Below are 17,225 nucleotides of genomic sequence, written 5' to 3' on the forward strand. Positions count from 1 at the left end.
TTGACTTGGACCATCGTGAGGACCAGATTCCTCCCAGTTCTCGGAGAGCCATGATGAAGGTATCGATCAGTGACGCCAAGGCGCGGTTGACCGATCTCGTCCGTCGCGCCGAAGCGGGCGAGGAGATCATCCTGACGCGCCACGGTCAGGCGGCGGTTCGCCTCGTCGTCGTGGGTGCCGCACCGGACGCCGGGCAGCGCAGGGCGCTGATGGAGAAGGTGAGCCGTTCAGGCGCCGCAAAGGCGACCGCAGGACCCGATGCTGTCCGCAGCCAGGATTTCCTCTACGACGACTCCGGTCTGCCAGCGTGATCGTGGTCGACACGTCTGCGCTGATGGCGATCGTGCTGGACGAGCCATCCGCCGAAGCGTGCATGTCGGCGATCGCCGGCGCGGACGCCCTGCTCATATCGGGCGGGACGGTCGCCGAAGCGCTCGTCGTCGCGGATCGCCGTAACGTCGGCGAGGACATGCGGGAACTGATCGACGGACTGGGCTTCGAGGTCGTACCGGTATCGAGAGCCTCCGCCGAGCGGGTCGCCGCCGCCTATGATCGCTGGGGTAAGGGCGTGCATCCAGCGGCGCTCAACCTCGGCGACTGCTATGCCTATGCCCTCGCCAGGGAGCATGCATGTCCGCTGCTCTTCATCGGCGGGGACTTCGCTGCGACCGACATCGCGCCCGCGCTCACCGGAAACGGCTGACACCCTCTCTTTGGCACAGCCCGCCTCTTGCACTCCGCAACATACCCGGTAGTATGTCGCGCGTCAGGGGAGGACATCCATGGCGTTTGCACGCGTGAACGGCGTCGTTCTGCACCACGAGGACCGTGGCGACGCGGGGAAGCCCGCGATCGTCTATTCCAATTCACTCGGCACCGACTTCCGCATCTGGGACGAGGTCGTCGCGCGTCTCGGCGACCGTTTCCGCCACATCCGCTACGACAAGCGCGGCCACGGCCTGTCGGAGGCGACGCCGGCGCCCTATGCGATGGCCGACCATGTCGGCGACCTTGAATCGCTTCTCGATCATCTCGACGTAAAGGCTTTGGCCGTCGTCGGATTGTCGGTCGGCGGCGTGATCGCGCAGGGGCTGGCGGCGAAGCGGCCCGATCTCGTCGAGGTGATGGTTCTGATGGACACCGCCCACAGGATCGGCACCGCCGAGATGTGGAACCAGCGCATCGACGGCGTGACGAAGAACGGCATCGCCTCGCTCGCCGACGCCATCATGCAGCGCTGGTTCACGCCGGCCTACCGGTCCCCGGACAACCCCGATTTCGTCGGCTACACCGCCATGCTCACCCGCACCACCGTCGACGGCTATGCCGGTACCTGTGCGGCGCTGCGCGACACCGATTACACGGAACAGACGAAGGCGCTCTCGCTGCCCGTGCTCGCCATCGTCGGCGACCAGGACGGCTCCACCCCGCCCGACCTCGTGCGCTCGACCGCCGACCTGATCCGCGGCGCCCGGTTCCGCATCATTCCGGATGCCGGCCACCTGCCCTGCATCGAGCAGCCGCAGGCCGTCGCCAACCTCATGCACAATTTCCTGCGGGAGACGCGGTTCGCGGGCTAGAGCCGCGCGCCGCGAAGACCTGCGGGTCGGCGAGGCGAAGAGACCGCGCCCCGCCCCCAAGACCAAGATTGCCATTCCGGAGTATACTCGATGTCCCAGTACGTGACCGTCCGCCGCGAGGGCGACATTGCCGTCGTCACGCTCGACAACCCGCCCGTCAATTCGCTGTCCCACCACCTGCGCGAGCCTCTGGACGCCGCATTGCGTGCGTTGCGCGACGACGCGGCGGTCGCGGCGGTGGTCATCCATTGCGCCGGCCGCACCTTCATCGCGGGCGCCGACATCACGGAATTCAACACGCCGAGGGCCACCGCCTCGCCCAACCTGCGCGAGCTGATCGTCACGCTGGAGACCTTCACGAAGCCGACGGTGGCTGCGATCCACGGCACGGCCTTCGGCGGCGGGCTCGAACTCGCCATGGGCTGCCATTTCCGCGTCGCCGACGCCCGCGCCCAGTTCGGCCTGCCGGAGGTCAAGCTCGGCCTGCTGCCCGGCGCCGGCGGCACGGTGCGGCTGCCGCGGCTGATCGGGCCCGGGAAGGCGCTGCCGGCCATCGTCTCCGGCAACCCGATCGGGGCCAAGACTGCCCTGGCGGACGGTCTCGTCGACGCCGTGTTCGAGGACGATCTCGTCGCCCACGCCATTGTGTTTGCCCGCGACGCCCTGTCTGCAGGCAGGCCGCTGGTGGCCGTGCGCGACCGCGAGGACAAGCTCGCCACCGCCCGCGCCGACATGGCCGGGTTCGACGCGCAGATCGCCGAAACGCTCAAGAAGACCAAGGGCCTCGACGCCCCGAAGCGCTGCGCCGATGCCGTGCGCAACGCGCTCACCCTGCCCTTCGACGAGGCGCTGACCACCGAACGCGCCTATTTCGTCGAACTCGTCGAGGGCGACCAGTCGAAGGCGCAGCGGCACCTGTTCTTCGCCCAGCGCGAGGCGGCCAAGGTCGAGGGCATCGGCTCCGACGTGAAGCCGCGCGCGGTGAAGCGCGCGGGCGTCATCGGCGCCGGCACCATGGGCGGCGGCATCGCCATGTCCTTCCTCAACGGCGGCATCCCGGTCACCATCCTGGAGATGACGCGCGAAGCGCTCGACCGCGGCGTCGCCAACATGGAGAAGAACTACGCCATCTCCGTGCAGCGCGGGTCGATGACCGAGGAGGCAAAAGGCAAGCGGATGGGCCTGCTCACCGGCACCACCGACTATGCCGACCTCGCCGACTGCGACCTGATCATCGAGGCCGTCTTCGAGGAAATGTCGGTCAAGAAGGAGGTCTTCGGCAGGCTCGATTCCGTGGCGAAGCCTGGCGCCATCCTCGCCTCCAACACCTCCTATCTCGACGTGAACGAGATCGCCGCTTCGACCGCTCGGCCGGCCGACGTGCTCGGCCTGCACTTCTTCTCGCCCGCCAACGTGATGAAGCTGCTCGAGATCGTCCGCGGAGCGAAGACCGCTCCGGACGTGCTCGCCACCGCGCTCGACGTCGCGCGCCGCATCGCCAAGGTGCCGGTGGTCGTCGGCGTCTGCCACGGCTTCGTCGGCAACCGCATGCTCGCCTCCCGCTCGGCCGAACTGGAGGACCTGCTGCTGGAAGGCGCCACGCCGGCGCAGGTCGACAAGGTCTTCACCGATTTCGGCTGGCCGATGGGTCCCTTCGCCATGGGCGACCTCGCGGGGCTCGACATCGGCTGGCGCAACAGGAAGTCGCTCGGCAAGACCGCCGCGATCGCCGACGCGCTCTGCGAAGCGGGGCGCTACGGCCAGAAGACGGGCAAGGGCTTCTACATCTACGAGGCCGGCTCGCGCGCGCCGAAATCCGATCCCGAGGTCGAGGCGCTGATCGAGGAAAAGGCGCGCGAGAAGGGCGTCAACCGCCGCACCATCTCCGCCGAGGAGATCGCCGAGCGCACCATGTACCCGATGATCAACGAGGGTGCGAAGGTGCTGGAGGAAGGCATCGCCGCCCGCTCCTCCGACGTCGACATCGTCTGGATCAACGGCTACGGCTTCCCCGTCGGCAAGGGCGGGCCGATGTTCTGGGCCGAACTCGAAGGCCTGCCGAAGATCGTCGAACGGCTCGAATACTGGCACGGCAGGACCGGCAAGGACGTCTTCAAGCCGTCCGATCTCCTGAGGCGCGCGGCGACGAGCGGCAGCTTCCGCAAGGCCTCCGGCACGGGCAAGGCCGCCTGACGATGGACCTCGCCGCCGCTCCCTGGCGCGCTTCCTACCCCGAAGGGCTCTCGCCCGACGCGATGCTTGCCGGGTTTCCCGTGCACGCCATCGTCGACGAGGCGGCCCGGAAGTGGCCGGACCGTGCGGCGGCGGTCTTCCGCGAGACCACCCTCACCTTCGGCGAACTCGCCGCGCAGGTGCACGCGGCCGCCCGGGCCTTCCGCGCGGCCGGCGTCGAGCACGGGACGCGCGTGGCGCTGCTGCTGCCGAACACGCTCTACCACCTCGTCGCCTTCTTCGGCGCGCTGAAGGCCGGTGCGACCGTCGTGCACCTGTCGCCGCTCGACGGCAGCGCGGTGCTGCGCCACAAGCTCGCCGACAGCGGCGCGCGGCTGCTCGTGACGACCAACATCGGCGACCTCGCGGTACGGGCAGGCGAACTCGTCCGCGCCGGATCGGCCGACCGGCTGGTCGTCGGCGAGGACGCGGCCTTTGGCCCCTCTCCGCTCACCGGGGCCATGCCGCGGGACTGCGAATTCAACGACTTTGCTTCGTTTCTCGAATCAGTTTCCGAGGCGGTTGATTCCCTGTCCGAGGAGCCGTGTCTTCCGGACGTCTCGCTCGACGACCTCGCGCTGCTGCAATACACCGGGGGTACGACGGGCATGCCCAAGGGCGCGATGCTGACGCACCGCAACCTGTCGACGGCAGTGGAGAGCTACGACCTCTGGTTCGGCGCGTGGGGGCTTATGCGGGAGGCGGAGGAACGGGTGCTCCTCTTCCTGCCGCTGTTCCACATCTACTCGCTGTCGGCGGTGATGCTGCGCTGCGTGCGCGGGGGGCAGACCATGGTCATGCACACCCGTTTCGACGCCGAGGCGGCGTTGCGCGAGATCGAGGCGGGGGCGACCAGCTTTCCCGGCGTGCCCACGATGTGGATCGCGATCTCCGCCGTGCCCGGCGTCGAGTCGCGCGACTTCTCGTCCCTGCGCTACTGCGCCTCCGGTGGCGCGCCGCTGCCCGTCGAGACCGCGCGGCGGTTGAAGGCGATCACGGGCCACGACCTGCTCGGCGGCTGGGGGATGACCGAGACCTCGCCGGCAGGAACCAACATCCCGCCGAGCCGCCCGGACAAGGTGGGCACCATCGGCGTGCCGCTGCCCGGCATCTTCCTCGACATCGTCGCACTCGACGACCAGGCCCGCGTGCTGCCGCAGGGCGAGATCGGCGAACTGCGCGTCTTCGGACCCAACGTGACCGTCGGCTACCTGAACCAGCCGGCAGAGAACGCCCGCGCCTTCTCCGGCGGCGGGTTTCTCACCGGCGACATCGGCTTCATGGACGAGGAAGGCTTCTTCACCATCGTCGACCGCAAGAAGGACATGATCCTGTCCGGCGGCTTCAACGTCTATCCTCAACTCATCGAGCAGATGATCTACCAGCATCCCGACGTCGAGGAGGTGCTCGTCATCGGCATCGCCGACGCCTATCGCGGCGAGGCGGCGAAGGCCTTCGTCAAGCTGCGGGCCGGCGCGCCGATGCTGTCGCTGGAGGCGCTGCGCGCCTTCCTGAAGGACCGGCTCGGTCCGCACGAGATGCCGGCCGCGCTCGAGCTGCGCGACGCCCTGCCGCGGACGCCGGTCGGAAAACTGTCGAAACTCGAACTGAAGCAGGAAGAGGCTGCGCGTATCGCGCGCGCCTCGTAAGGGAGAAAAACCATGGCAGAAGCCGTCATCGTATCCACCGCCCGCACGCCGATCGGCAAGGCCTATCGCGGCGCCTTCAACGACACGGAAGGCCATGTTATCGGCGCCCACGCCATCCGCCACGCGCTGACGCGCTCGGGCCTGGAGGGCGGCGAGATCGAGGACGTGATCATGGGCTGCGCCATGCAGGAGGGCACCACCGGCCTCAACGTCGCGCGCCGCGCGCTTCTGTCGGCCGGCCTGCCGATCACGGTGGCGGGCACGACGATCGACCGCCAGTGCTCGTCGGGCCTCCAGTCGATGGCTCTGCTGGCCAACGCCATCCGCAACGACGGCGTCAAGGCCGGCATCGCCGGGGGCCTCGAATCGATCAGCCTCGTCCAGAACGACCACCGCAACACCTTCCACCTCGTCGACAGGTCCCTGTCCGGCCCGGCGGCCGACGTCTACCTGCCGATGATCGACACCGCCGAGAACGTCGCCAACCGCTACGGCATCTCGCGTGAGGCGCAGGACGCCTACGGCCTGGAATCGCAGCGGCGCGTCGCCGCCGCCCGCGAGGCCGGCCTCTTCGATGCCGAGATCGCGCCGATTTCGGTGCGCATGGCCGTCGTCGACAAGGAGACCAAGGCCGTCAGCCACAGGGAGGTGACGCTTTCCCATGACGAGGGTCCGCGTCCGGAGACGACGGCCGAGGGTCTCGCCGGTCTCAAGCCCGTGCGCGAGGGCGGCTTCATCACCGCCGGCAATGCCAGCCAGCTCTCCGACGGCGCGTCGGCCTGCGTGATGATGGAGGCGAAGGAGGCCGAGAAGCGGGGGCTCTCGCCGCTCGGCATCTTCCGCGGCTTCAATGTCGCCGGCTGCAAGCCAGACGAGATGGGCATCGGCCCGGTCTTCGCCGTGCCGCGGCTGCTGGAGCGCCACGGGCTCACCGTCCACGACATCGGCCTGTGGGAACTGAACGAGGCCTTCGCCGTGCAGGTGCTCTACTGCCGCGACCGGCTCGGCATCGATCCAGAAAAGCTCAACGTCAACGGCGGCGCCATCGCGGTCGGCCACCCCTACGGCATGTCGGGTTCGCGCCTCGCCGGCCATGCGCTGATCGAAGGCAAGCGCCGCGGCGTCAAATACGCCGTCGTCACGATGTGCGTCGGCGGCGGCATGGGCGCGGCCGGACTGCTCGAGATCAACTGAGGAGAGCTCTCTTCTCCCCGTCTGCGGGGAGAAGATGCCGGCAGGCAGATGAGGGGCTGCGCCGACATGTCATTGCTCGCACTGCCCCTCGTCCGGCCCTGCCGGCCACCGTCTCTCCGTGAACGGGGAGGAGGAATTAGGAGGAGATGATCATGGACCTTCGCTTCACCGACGAGGAGATCGCCTTCCGCGAGGAAGTGCGCGCGTTCCTTCGCAACAACCTGCCCGCCGACATCCGCGAAAAGATGATCGACGGCGAGCACCTGAACAAGCCGGACCTCGTGCGCTGGACGCGCATCCTCAATGCCCATGGCTGGGCCGTGCCGCACTGGCCGGAGATCCATGGCGGCACCGGCTGGGGGCCGATGAAGCAGTACATCTATCTGGAGGAGACGCAGAAGTACCCGGCGCCGCAGCCGCTTCCCTTCGGCGTTAACATGGTCGGCCCGGTGATCTACACCTTCGGCAGCGAAGCGCAGAAGCAGCGCTTCCTGCCGCGCATCGCCAATCTCGACGACTGGTGGTGCCAGGGCTTCTCCGAACCGGGTTCCGGATCGGATCTCGCCTCGCTGAAGACGCGCGCGGTGCGCGACGGCGATCACTACGTCGTCAACGGCCAGAAGACCTGGACCACCATGGCCCAGCACGCCGACTGGATCTTCTGCCTGGTGCGCACCGACACGGCCGCCAAGAAGCAGGAAGGCATCTCCTTCCTGCTGATCGACATGAAGACGCCCGGCATCGAGGTGCGCCCGATCATGACCATCGACGGCAGCAGCGAGATCAACGAGGTATTCCTGACCGACGTGCGCGTTCCGGTCGAGAACCGCGTCGGCGAGGAGAACAGGGGCTGGGACTATGCGAAGTTCCTGCTCGGCAACGAGCGCACCAACATCGCCCGCATCGGCGTCTCGAAGCAGCGCATCGCCCGCATCCGCGAGCTCGCGGCGGTGGAACGGAGCGGCGGCCGGCCGCTGATCGAGGACGAGCGTTTCCGCGAGAAGCTGGCCGCGATCGAGATCGACCTGAAAGCGCTGGAACTAACCCAGCTGAGGGTCGTGGCCGCCGATGCCAAGCGCGGCAACACGGGCAAGCCCGATCCGGCATCGTCGATCCTGAAGATCAAGGGCTCGGAGATCCAGCAGGCGACCACGCATCTCCTGATGGAAGTGATGGGTCCCTACGCCGCGCCCTATCTGCCCCACCGCGACGACCGCTGGAACGAGCCGTCGGACGTTCCCGACTATGCCCTGCCGGCCGCGCCGAACTACTTCAACAACCGCAAGGTCTCGATCTACGGCGGCTCGAACGAGATCCAGAAGAACATCATCGCCAAGGCGGTGCTGGGGCTGTGACGGGCTCCGGCCGCAATTCGACGACAGGAGGACGCGATGGATTTTGATCTCTCCGAGGAGCAGTCGATGCTCCGGGATTCGCTCGACCGGCTGCTGGCCGATGCCTACCGCTTCGAAGACCGCAAGCGCTTCATGGCCGCGCCCGAAGGCTGGAGCACCGACATCTGGCGGCAGATGGCCGAGATGGGCCTGATGGCCCTGCCCTTCGCCGAGGCGGACGGCGGCATCGGCGGCGGCCCGGTCGAGACCATGATCGTCATGGAATCGCTCGGCAAGGCGCTGGCGCTCGAGCCTTACTTCGCCACCGTCGTGCTGGGCGGCGGTTTCCTGCGGCTCGGCGGTTCGGCGGCGCAGAAGGCGGATCTGATCCCGCAGGTGGCCGACGGTTCGCTCCGGCTCGCCTTCGGTCACACGGAGCGGCACTCCCGCTTCGATCTCGCCCATGTCGGCACGACGGCGACCAGGGACGGCGACGGCTGGGTGTTGTCGGGGTCGAAGAGCGTCGTCCAGCACGGTGACTGCGCCGACCGCATCTTCGTCACCGCCCGCACCGCGGGCGGCATGGCCGACGAGACCGGCATCGGCGTCTTCCTGGTCGATGCGAGCGCCGACGGCGTCTCGCGCCGCGGCTATCCCATGCAGGACGGCCTGCGCGCTGCAGAACTGACGCTGGACAAGGTGCGCGTGCCCGCCAATGCGGTCTTTGGCGACCCGGAGAACGGCCTGCCGCTCGCCCGCCGCGTCGTCGACCAGGCCATCGCAGCGCTTGCTGCCGAATCGGTCGGGGTCATGAGCGCGATGCACACACTCACCGTCGACTACATGAAGGTGCGCAAGCAGTTCGGCGTGCCGATCGGCTCCTTCCAGGTGCTGCAGCACAAGGCCGTCGACATGTACGTCGCCATCGAGCAGGCGCGGTCGATCGCGCTCTACGCCACGATGATGGCCGACAGCGGGGACGAGGCCGAGCGGGCGCGCGCCATGCATGCCGCCAAGGCGGAGATCGGCCGTGGCGGCCGCGTCGTCGGCGAGAACGCCATCCAGATCCACGGCGGCGTCGGCATGACGATGGAATATGCCGTCGGCCACTATTTCAAGCGCATGACCATGATCGACGTCGCCTTCGGCAATGCCGACCATCATCTGCGCGAACTCGCACGGGCCGGCGGGCTGTTTTCAGCGGCCGCCTGAAGGCGCCTGCGAAGCCGCCACGGAGGCGCGCCCGGCCGGCGCGCCTTCGCGATTCACGAGGTGGATCAGGCGCCGACCGTGGCGAGCGTCCGGGCACCGGCGTCCCCCGCCGCCGGCCGGCAATAGAGCCCGTAGAGGGTCTGCAGGATCTCCTCCACCTCGCGCGAGGCGACGCTGTAGTAGATCTCCTTGCCCTGCCGCCGCGTGGTGACGAGCCTCGACAGCCGCAGCTTCGCCAGCTGCTGCGACAGCGCCGACTGCGACATGCCCACCGCGTCCGCCAGCGGCTGCACCGCCATTTCCTGGTTGAGCAGGTTGCACAGGATCATCAGACGGTTCTTGTTGGCGAGAGCCGACAGGAGTTCGGCCGCCTTCTCCGCCGACGCGTCCAGCCTGGCGATGTCCATTTTCATCGGATCTATCCCTTGAACACATGAATACGTTGTCATATGTAGTGACTTGTTCGAATTTGGCAACCATAGCCGAAACGCACAGGGGCACCGAATGACCGATTTCACACCATGGACGTCGCTTGCCGGCGGAATACTCATCGGCCTCTCGGCCGTGCTGCTGATGGCCCTGCACGGCCGGATCGCCGGGATGACCGCGATCCTTGCGGGCATCATCCCGCCGGTGCCCGCGGACTGGGCCTGGCGCGCCGCCTTCCTGGCCGGCGCGATCATCTCGCCTCTCGCCTACGTCGCCGCGGGCAACACGATCGCGTTTGCGGTACCGATCTCCACCACCGCGCTGGTGATCGGCGGCGTCATCGTCGGCATCGGCGTGACCTACGGGTCCGGCTGCACCAGCGGCCACGGCGTCTGCGGCATCGCCCGCCTGTCGCCGCGATCGATCGTCGCCACGCTCGTCTTCATGGCGTTCTCGATCGCCACCGTCTACGTCATCCGCCACGTGATCGGGGCCTGACCGACATGAACAAGATCCTCTCCGCCTTTGCCATCGGCGCCGTCTTCGGCCTCGGCATCGCCGTCTCCGGCATGGCGAATCCCGCCAAGGTGCTGAACTTCTTCGACGTCGCCGGAACCTGGGATCCGAGCCTGCTGTTCGTGATGGGCGGCGCGCTGGTGACGGCCGCGATCGGCTACCGCGTCGTCTTCGGCGCCAGGCCGAAGCCGGTATTCGAAACCAGCTATGCGCTGCCCACCGCCCGCCGCATCGATGCCGAGCTCGTCGGCGGCTCGGCGGTATTCGGCATCGGCTGGGGCATCTCCGGCTTCTGCCCCGGCGGGGCCGTGCCCGCCCTTGGCCTCGGCTATGCCGAGACCGTCATCTTCATCGCCGCCATGATGGTCGGCATCGTTCTGGCGCGGGCCGTCAGAACCCGCACCGCCCAGGCCGCACCGGCCTGAAAGACCCGTGAGACAAGGAGACCACCCGATGACTTCTCCCCTGCCCTTCACGCCCGACATTTCGGTGAAGCCCGACGTCACCGCCTTCTTCGACCCGGCCACCAACACGGTGTCCTATGTCGTCAGGGATCCGGCATCCCATGCCTGCGCCGTCGTCGATTCGGTGATGGACATCGACTATGCGGCCGGCCGCATCACCTACGATCATGCCGACGCGATCATCGATCACATCCGGAAGAACGGCCTGACGCTCGAATGGATCATCGAGACCCACGTGCATGCCGACCACCTGTCGGCCGCGCCCTACATCCAGCAGAAGCTCGGCGGCAAGCTCGGCATCGGCGAGAACATCACCATCGTCCAGGATACGTTCGGCAAGATCTTCAACGAAGGCACCGAGTTCCAGCGTGACGGCTCGCAGTTCGACCGGCTGTTCAAGGATGGCGACACCTATACGATCGGCACCATGACCGCCCATGCCATGCACACGCCCGGCCATACGCCGGCCTGCATGACGCATGTGATCGGCGACGCCGCCTTCGTCGGCGACACGCTGTTCATGCCCGACGGCGGCTCTGCCCGCGCCGACTTTCCGGGCGGCGATGCCCGCATCCTCTACCGTTCGATCAAGCGCGTGCTGTCGCTGCCGCCCGAGACACGGCTCTTCATCTGCCACGACTACGGGCCGAACGGCCGCGACATCAGGTGGGAGACCACGGTGGCCGAGGAGCGCGAACACAACATCCACGTCCGCGACGGGATTTCGGAAGACGAGTTCGTCAAGATGCGCGAGGCGCGTGACGCCACGCTCGCGATGCCGAAGCTGATCATCCCCTCGCTGCAGGTCAACATGCGGGCGGGCCGCTTGCCGCCCCGCGACGAAAGCGGCAAAACCTTCCTGAAGGTGCCGGTCAACGGCCTCTGAAGAAACATCGACGCAGCACCGGCGGGACCGATCCGCCGGCACAACTCGCAAGGGATCGAGCAAATGGAAATCCGCAGGATCAACGACGACATCGCCGTCGCGCCCCAGATCGCGGCCGAGCACGTGCCGGCGATCGCCAAGGCCGGTTTCAGGAGCATCGTCTGCAACCGGCCCGATTCGGAAGACGGTGCCGTTCCGCATGACCGGGTCGAGCAGGCCGCGAAGGCGGCGGGCCTGGAGTTCCGGTTCATCCCAGTCGTCTCGGGCGCCATCACAGAGGACAATGTCCGCGAGATGGCTGCCGCGCTGAAGGCGCTGCCGACCCCGGTTCTGGCCTATTGCCGCACCGGTGGCCGCTGCATGAACCTCTACGGCCTCGTCCAGCAGATGAACGGCTGAGCGGGACGGCGGTCACCGCCGCTCTCGACCGGTCCTGGCGACGACAGGGCGCGTGCGCATCCGCGCACGCGACGGCGGAGCCATGCAACGCGGGAAGGACAACCGATGACGACCCCGAAGTCCGCGCGGCGAAGCTGGAAAGCCTATCTGCCGATCCTCGCCTGGGGTCGGACCTATGATCGCGATGCACTGACCAACGATCTCGTCGCGGCCGTGATCGTCACGATCATGCTCATCCCGCAGTCGCTGGCCTACGCGCTGCTGGCGGGCCTGCCGGCGGAGATGGGACTCTATGCATCGATCCTCCCGCTCGTCGCCTACGCGATCTTCGGCACGAGCCGCGCGCTGGCCGTCGGTCCCGTGGCCGTCATCTCGCTGATGACCGCGGCCTCCGTCGGCGCCGTCGCCGCGCAGGGAACCGCCGGCTACGTCGTGGCCGCCATCACGCTCGCCTTCCTGTCGGGCGTGTTCCTGATCCTGATGGGCGTCTTCCGGCTGGGCTTTCTCGCCAACCTGCTGTCGCATCCGATCGTCTCCGGCTTCATCACCGCGTCCGGCATCATCATCGCCGCAAGCCAGCTGAAGCACATCTTCGGCATCCAGGCCGATGGCCACAACCTGCTGGACCTCCTGATCTCGCTGATCTCGGGCATCGCCGGCACCAATCCGATCACGCTCGCGATCGGCGTCGTCTCCACCGCCTTCCTGTTCTGGGTCCGGAAGGGGCTGAAACCGCTTCTCTCCCGCGCGGGGCTGCGGCCGCGGCTGGCCGACATCCTCGCCAAGGCCGGTCCGGTCGCGGCCGTCGCCGCAACGACGCTGGCCGCCTGGGGCCTCGACCTCGGCGCGGCGGGGGTGAAGCTCGTCGGCACCGTGCCGCAGGGCCTGCCGCCGCTTTCGCTGCCCTCCTTCGCGCCGGACCTCGTCCTCGCCCTGATCGGACCGGCCGCGCTGATCTCGCTCATAGGCTTCGTCGAATCGGTCTCGGTCGCGCAGACGCTCGCTGCACGCAAGCGCCAGCGCATCGACCCCGACCAGGAACTGATCGGCCTTGGCGCATCCAACGTCGCCGCGGCCTTCACCGGCGGCTATCCGGTGACGGGCGGCTTCGCCCGGTCCGTGGTCAATTTCGACGCCGGCGCCGAGACGCCGGCAGCCGGCGCCTTCACGGCCGTCGGCCTCGCCGTCGCGACCCTGCTGCTGACTCCGCTGCTGGCCTTCCTGCCGCAGGCCACTCTCGCGGCCACCATCATCGTGGCCGTGCTGTCGCTGATCGACTTCTCGATCCTGAAGAAGACCTGGGCGTACTCGAAGCCCGACTTCATAGCGGTGGCCTCCACCATCCTCGCCACGCTGTCGCTCGGGGTCGAGATCGGCGTATCCGTGGGCGTGGTGCTGTCTATCCTCATCCACCTCTACCGGACGTCGAAACCGCACATGGCGATCGTCGGCCGGGTGCCCGGCACGGAGCACTATCGCAACGTCAGGCGTCACGCGGTCATCACCCAACCCGGCATCGTCTCGCTGCGCGTCGACGAGAGCCTCTATTTCGCCAATGCGCGCTATCTGGAGGATTACGTCTACGATCTGGTCGCGACGCGCCCCGACATCCGCCACGTCGTTCTCGCCTGCCCTGCGGTCAATCTGATCGACATGAGCGCACTGGAATCACTCGAGGCGATCGACCGCCGTCTGACCGACATGGGCGTGAAACTGCACCTGTCGGAAGTGAAGGGACCGGTCATGGACGCCCTCAGGCGCACCGACTTCCTCGAGCACCTGTCGGGCAAGGTGTTCCTGTCGCACCACATGGCGATGTGCGAACTGGCCGGGCCGGGGCCGGGCGATCAGGCGCCGCTCGCCGCGCAGTAGCACCGGCAAGCCGGTTGCACGACAGTGCCGCGAACTGACGAACGGCCGTGCTCCGAAGGGTGCACGACCGTTGTCTGCCGGAACCGCCGCTCGATCGCGGCGGAAGCGCCTTCAGGCTGCTAGTAGAGCCACCGCAGCAGGAACAGCGAGATCGCCGGGAACAGCACCAGCATCACCGTGCGCACCAGATCGCTGATGACGAAGGGCGTCACGCCGCGATAGGTGGCCGAGATCGGCGTGTCCTTCGCCATCGAGTTGATGACGAAGAGGTTCATGCCCACGGGTGGAGTGATCAGCCCGACCTCCACGACGATCAGCACGATGATGCCGAACCAGATGGCGAACTCCTCAGGGCCGAGGCCATAGTCGAGCGCAGAGACGATCGGGAAGAAGATCGGGATGGTGAGCAGGATCATCGACAGCGAGTCCATCACGCAGCCGAGCACCAGATAGAGCAGAAGGATCGTCACCAGCACGGCCCAGGGATTGAAGCCGGATTCCACGATGATGGCGGCGATCTGCTGCGGCACCTGCGAGAGGGCGAGGAAGCCGTTGTAGATCGAGGCACCGAAGACGATGAAGAAGATCATTGCGGTCGCCACCGCCGTCGCCAGCACCGAATCGACGAAGGTCTTTCGGGTGAGGCCGCCATTGATCAGGGCGATCAGCCCGGTGCCGGCCGCGCCGATGGCCGCGGCCTCGGTCGGCGTGAACCAGCCGAAATAGATGCCGCCGACGACGAGAAAGAAGACCAGCAGCACCGGCCACACGTCGAACATCGCCTTGAAGCGTTCGCGATAGGGCTGGCGCGGACTGTCGCCGGCCGACTCCGGATAGAGCCGGACGTAGATCGAGATCGCGATCATGTAGCCGATGGCCGCCAGGATGCCTGGAACGAAAGCCGCCAGGAACAGCTTGGCGATGTTCTGCTCGGCCAGGATGGCGTAGATCACCAGCACGATCGACGGCGGGATCAGGATGCCCAGCGTTCCGCCGGCCGCCAGCGTGCCGGTCGCCAGCGCGCCCGAATAGCCGTAGCGGCGCAACTCCGGCAGCGCCACCTGCGCCATGGTTGCAGCGGTGGCCAGCGAGGAGCCGCAGATCGCGCCGAAGCCGGCGCAGGCGCCGATCGCCGCCATGGCGACGCCGCCCTTGCGATGGCCGAGCCATGAATTGGCGGCCCTGAACAGCGACTGCGACATGCCGCCGAGCCCCGCGAACTGCCCCATCAGCAGGAACAGCGGAATGATCGAGAGCGAGTGGCTGGAGAAGGTCGAATAGGTCTCGGCCTTCAGCTTCGCCAGGATCGGGTTCCAGTTGCCGGTGACGAGCCACGTCCCCACCATGCCGCACAGCAGCATGGCCAGACCGATCGGCAGCCGCAGGAAGATGAGGATGAGGAGGACCGGAAAAGACCAGATCCCGATTTCGAGATTGCTCAATGCATGCCCCCATGCGTCGGCGCGAAACTGGAGCGGCCGGTGGCGACTTCACGCACGCGAACGCCGGTCATGTAGAAGGAGACGATCACGCACACCACCGCGCCGACCATCGCCGACGCGAAGCCCCACCACACCGGGTACTGCAGGATGAAGGTGGTTTCCCCGTAGCGGATCTTGTCCATCATCCCGACCCAGAGCCGCCAGGCCAGCACGATGAAGACGATCGTCATCAGCGTTTCAGCCAGCAGGTCGATCCAGCGGTTCGCGCTCGCGGGCAGGTAGCTGGTGAAGAGGTCCACCGTGGCATGGCCCCGGTTGAGCTGGCACCAGGGCAGGAAAGCGAAGACGGCGAAGGCCGTGCCCGCCTCGACCAGTTCGAAATCGCCCGGGACGGCCCCGACCTTGAAGGTCGCTCCGAAGGCGTTCCACTCCTGCGCCACCAGCCACTGCAGCCAGAGCTGGATGCCGTCGAAGAACGGCAGATAGTGGAAGACCGAGCCGGGAAAGATGAAGGCGATCGTGACGATGGCCCGGCCGGTGATGCTGATCACCGTCATGATCGTGATCAGGCCGAGCACGATCCCTCCCAGGATCGCCATCAGGCGCGCCAGCCCATGGATGAACCTCGAAACGGCCACGCTGCACCTCCCACCCTTCGGTCCGGCCGTCGGGGTCGCTGCCCGCGGACGGCACTGTGCCGGACCATTGTTATGAACAATAACCAAGCGGCTCCGACATCGCTAGATGCCACGCCGAGGTTTGTCGTGCAACGATGATCGCCGACGACGAAGCAGATAGCGGTGCAGCGACGCAAGGCGGGCGCTGCCGCGCCGACGGTCCCCGTCATGCGAGGGGGCGGGCATCGCTGCCCGCCCCGCCGGCGAACCGGTCGTTCGCGCCTTACTGGGCCTTCGTATACTTGTCGATCAGGGCGCGGGCCTCGTCGATCAGCGCCTGACCGTCGACTCCCTTGGCCTTCACCTCTTCGACCCACTTGTCATAGACCGGCTGGGCGGCTGCCTGCCAGCGGGCGACTTCCGCTGCATCGAGGGTGATGATGTTGTTCTTGCGGTCGACCGCGATCTGGCGGGCCGGCCCGTCGGCGCCGGCCTGCGTGCTGCCGGCGAAGGCCGAGAACTCCCGGCCGGAATTGTCGTCGATCACCTTCTTCAGGTCGTCGGGCAGGCTCTCGTAGCGGTCCTTGTTCATCGCCAGCACGAAGGCCGTCGAGTAGAGTGCATGGTCGCCGCCGAACTCGGTGTGGTTGTTGACGAGCTCCGGCACCTTGAGAGCGGTCGTCACTTCCCAGGGAATGACGGCACCGTCGATCACGCCCTTCGACAGGGCCTCCGTCACGGCCGGGACCGGCAGGCCGACGGCGGTGGCGCCGAGCTCGCCGAGCAGTCCGGTGATGATGCGGGTCGGCGCGCGCAGCTTGAGGCCCTTCATGTCCTCGAGCTTGGCCACCGGCGTCTTGCTGTGGATGACGCCCGGGCCGTGCACCCAGGTGCCGACGATGTGGACGTCCTTGAAGTCGGTGTCCTTCATCTCCTTCTCGAACAGATCCCAATACGCGCGCGAGGTCGCGTCGGCATTCGTCATCATGAAGGGCAGCTCGAACACCTCGACGCGCGGGAAGCGGCCCGGCGTGTAGCCGACCACCGTCCAGACGACGTCGACCGTGCCGTCGATCGCCTGGTCGATGAGCTGAGGCGGCGTGCCGCCGAGCTGCATCGAGGGATAGCGCTCGACCTTGATGCGGCCGCCCGAATCCGCCTCGATCTTGTCGGCCCAGACGTCGAGCACGAGCTTCGGGACGTTGGCCTGCGCGGGCAGGAACTGGTGCAGCTTGAGGGTTACCTCCTGGGCGAAGCTCGCCCCCGTCGACACCCAGGATGCGGCGGCGACTGCGCCGGCGAGCGCCAGCGACTTCCAAGTGAATGCCTTCAATTCTTCCTCCCATTGCTGTACGAACCCGCGGGCGCGAGCATCGGCCATGACCGGCTTGCGGTCCAG

At 67.3% G+C, this 17,225-nt stretch carries 17 protein-coding genes; 13 read left to right on the plus strand and 4 right to left on the minus strand.

Going from position 1 to position 17,225, the window contains the following annotated elements:
- Window positions 1-53 precede the first annotated feature (53 nt).
- The 8 genes from IAI54_RS10480 (at window position 54) to IAI54_RS10515 (ending at window position 9,201) form a co-directional block, all read left to right on the plus strand.
- A complete protein-coding gene (locus tag IAI54_RS10480) occupies window positions 54-311 on the plus strand; it encodes a type II toxin-antitoxin system Phd/YefM family antitoxin (RefSeq protein ID WP_187973108.1) in 258 nt (85 codons plus the stop codon).
- Complete coding sequence (locus IAI54_RS10485) at window positions 308-703, plus strand: type II toxin-antitoxin system VapC family toxin (RefSeq protein WP_187972284.1); 396 nt, start codon at window positions 308-310, stop codon at window positions 701-703. Before IAI54_RS10480 ends, IAI54_RS10485 begins: the two co-directional genes overlap by 4 nt.
- 79 nt (window positions 704-782) lie before the next feature.
- Window positions 783-1,580, plus strand: coding sequence for a 3-oxoadipate enol-lactonase (gene pcaD / locus IAI54_RS10490; protein ID WP_187972285.1), 798 nt, complete (start codon window positions 783-785; stop codon window positions 1,578-1,580).
- A 90-nt stretch (window positions 1,581-1,670) separates the two neighbouring features.
- A complete protein-coding gene (locus tag IAI54_RS10495) occupies window positions 1,671-3,773 on the plus strand; it encodes a 3-hydroxyacyl-CoA dehydrogenase NAD-binding domain-containing protein (RefSeq protein ID WP_187972286.1) in 2,103 nt (700 codons plus the stop codon).
- A gap of 2 nt (window positions 3,774-3,775) precedes the next feature.
- Window positions 3,776-5,461: an AMP-binding protein gene (locus tag IAI54_RS10500; protein ID WP_187972287.1), complete on the plus strand. Its 1,686-nt coding sequence runs from the start codon at window positions 3,776-3,778 to the stop codon at window positions 5,459-5,461.
- Between the two features lie 12 nt (window positions 5,462-5,473).
- The gene (locus IAI54_RS10505) at window positions 5,474-6,655 is read left to right on the plus strand and encodes an acetyl-CoA C-acyltransferase (protein WP_187972288.1); all 1,182 of its coding nucleotides are present in this window, start codon (window positions 5,474-5,476) and stop codon (window positions 6,653-6,655) included.
- 152 nt (window positions 6,656-6,807) lie between these two features.
- Window positions 6,808-8,010: a pimeloyl-CoA dehydrogenase large subunit gene (gene pimC / locus IAI54_RS10510; protein WP_187972289.1), complete on the plus strand. Its 1,203-nt coding sequence runs from the start codon at window positions 6,808-6,810 to the stop codon at window positions 8,008-8,010.
- A 36-nt stretch (window positions 8,011-8,046) separates the two neighbouring features.
- Window positions 8,047-9,201, plus strand: a complete 1,155-nt coding sequence (locus IAI54_RS10515) for an acyl-CoA dehydrogenase family protein (protein WP_187972290.1) — start codon at window positions 8,047-8,049, stop codon at window positions 9,199-9,201.
- Between the two features lie 65 nt (window positions 9,202-9,266).
- Here the strand turns inward: IAI54_RS10515 and IAI54_RS10520 are convergent, their stop codons facing one another.
- Window positions 9,267-9,614, minus strand: a complete 348-nt coding sequence (locus tag IAI54_RS10520; RefSeq protein WP_210321232.1) for an ArsR/SmtB family transcription factor — start codon at window positions 9,612-9,614, stop codon at window positions 9,267-9,269.
- 91 nt (window positions 9,615-9,705) lie between these two features.
- Between IAI54_RS10520 and IAI54_RS10525 the strand changes: the two genes are divergently transcribed.
- The 5 genes from IAI54_RS10525 (at window position 9,706) to IAI54_RS10545 (ending at window position 13,767) form a co-directional block, all read left to right on the plus strand.
- The gene (locus IAI54_RS10525; protein ID WP_187972291.1) at window positions 9,706-10,128 is read left to right on the plus strand and encodes a YeeE/YedE family protein; all 423 of its coding nucleotides are present in this window, start codon (window positions 9,706-9,708) and stop codon (window positions 10,126-10,128) included.
- Between the two features lie 5 nt (window positions 10,129-10,133).
- Window positions 10,134-10,571, plus strand: coding sequence for a DUF6691 family protein (locus IAI54_RS10530; RefSeq protein WP_187972292.1), 438 nt, complete (start codon window positions 10,134-10,136; stop codon window positions 10,569-10,571).
- A gap of 28 nt (window positions 10,572-10,599) precedes the next feature.
- Window positions 10,600-11,496 (plus strand): MBL fold metallo-hydrolase, encoded by an 897-nt coding sequence (locus IAI54_RS10535; RefSeq protein ID WP_187972293.1) that lies wholly within the window; start codon window positions 10,600-10,602, stop codon window positions 11,494-11,496.
- A 63-nt stretch (window positions 11,497-11,559) separates the two neighbouring features.
- Entirely contained in the window at window positions 11,560-11,895 is a 336-nt protein-coding gene (locus tag IAI54_RS10540) for a protein tyrosine phosphatase family protein (protein ID WP_187972294.1), read from the plus strand.
- Between the two features lie 105 nt (window positions 11,896-12,000).
- Window positions 12,001-13,767, plus strand: a complete 1,767-nt coding sequence (locus tag IAI54_RS10545) for a SulP family inorganic anion transporter (protein ID WP_187972295.1) — start codon at window positions 12,001-12,003, stop codon at window positions 13,765-13,767.
- 119 nt (window positions 13,768-13,886) lie between these two features.
- Here IAI54_RS10545 and IAI54_RS10550 read toward each other — a convergent pair whose 3' ends face one another.
- The 3 genes from IAI54_RS10550 to IAI54_RS10560 all read right to left on the minus strand — a co-directional run bounded on the left by IAI54_RS10550 (window position 13,887) and on the right by IAI54_RS10560 (window position 17,159).
- Window positions 13,887-15,209 (minus strand): TRAP transporter large permease, encoded by a 1,323-nt coding sequence (locus IAI54_RS10550; protein WP_187972296.1) that lies wholly within the window; start codon window positions 15,207-15,209, stop codon window positions 13,887-13,889.
- On the minus strand, window positions 15,206-15,847 hold the full coding sequence (locus IAI54_RS10555) for a TRAP transporter small permease (RefSeq protein WP_235679320.1): 642 nt from the start codon (window positions 15,845-15,847) through the stop codon (window positions 15,206-15,208). The genes IAI54_RS10550 and IAI54_RS10555 overlap by 4 nt, the downstream gene beginning before the upstream one ends.
- Before the next feature lie 262 nt (window positions 15,848-16,109).
- Complete coding sequence (locus IAI54_RS10560; protein ID WP_210321233.1) at window positions 16,110-17,159, minus strand: TRAP transporter substrate-binding protein; 1,050 nt, start codon at window positions 17,157-17,159, stop codon at window positions 16,110-16,112.
- Between the last annotated feature and the right edge of the window lie 66 nt (window positions 17,160-17,225).

Origin of the sequence: Aquibium microcysteis, from assembly GCF_014495845.1 — a bacterium.
GTDB lineage: Bacteria > Pseudomonadota > Alphaproteobacteria > Rhizobiales > Rhizobiaceae > Aquibium > Aquibium microcysteis.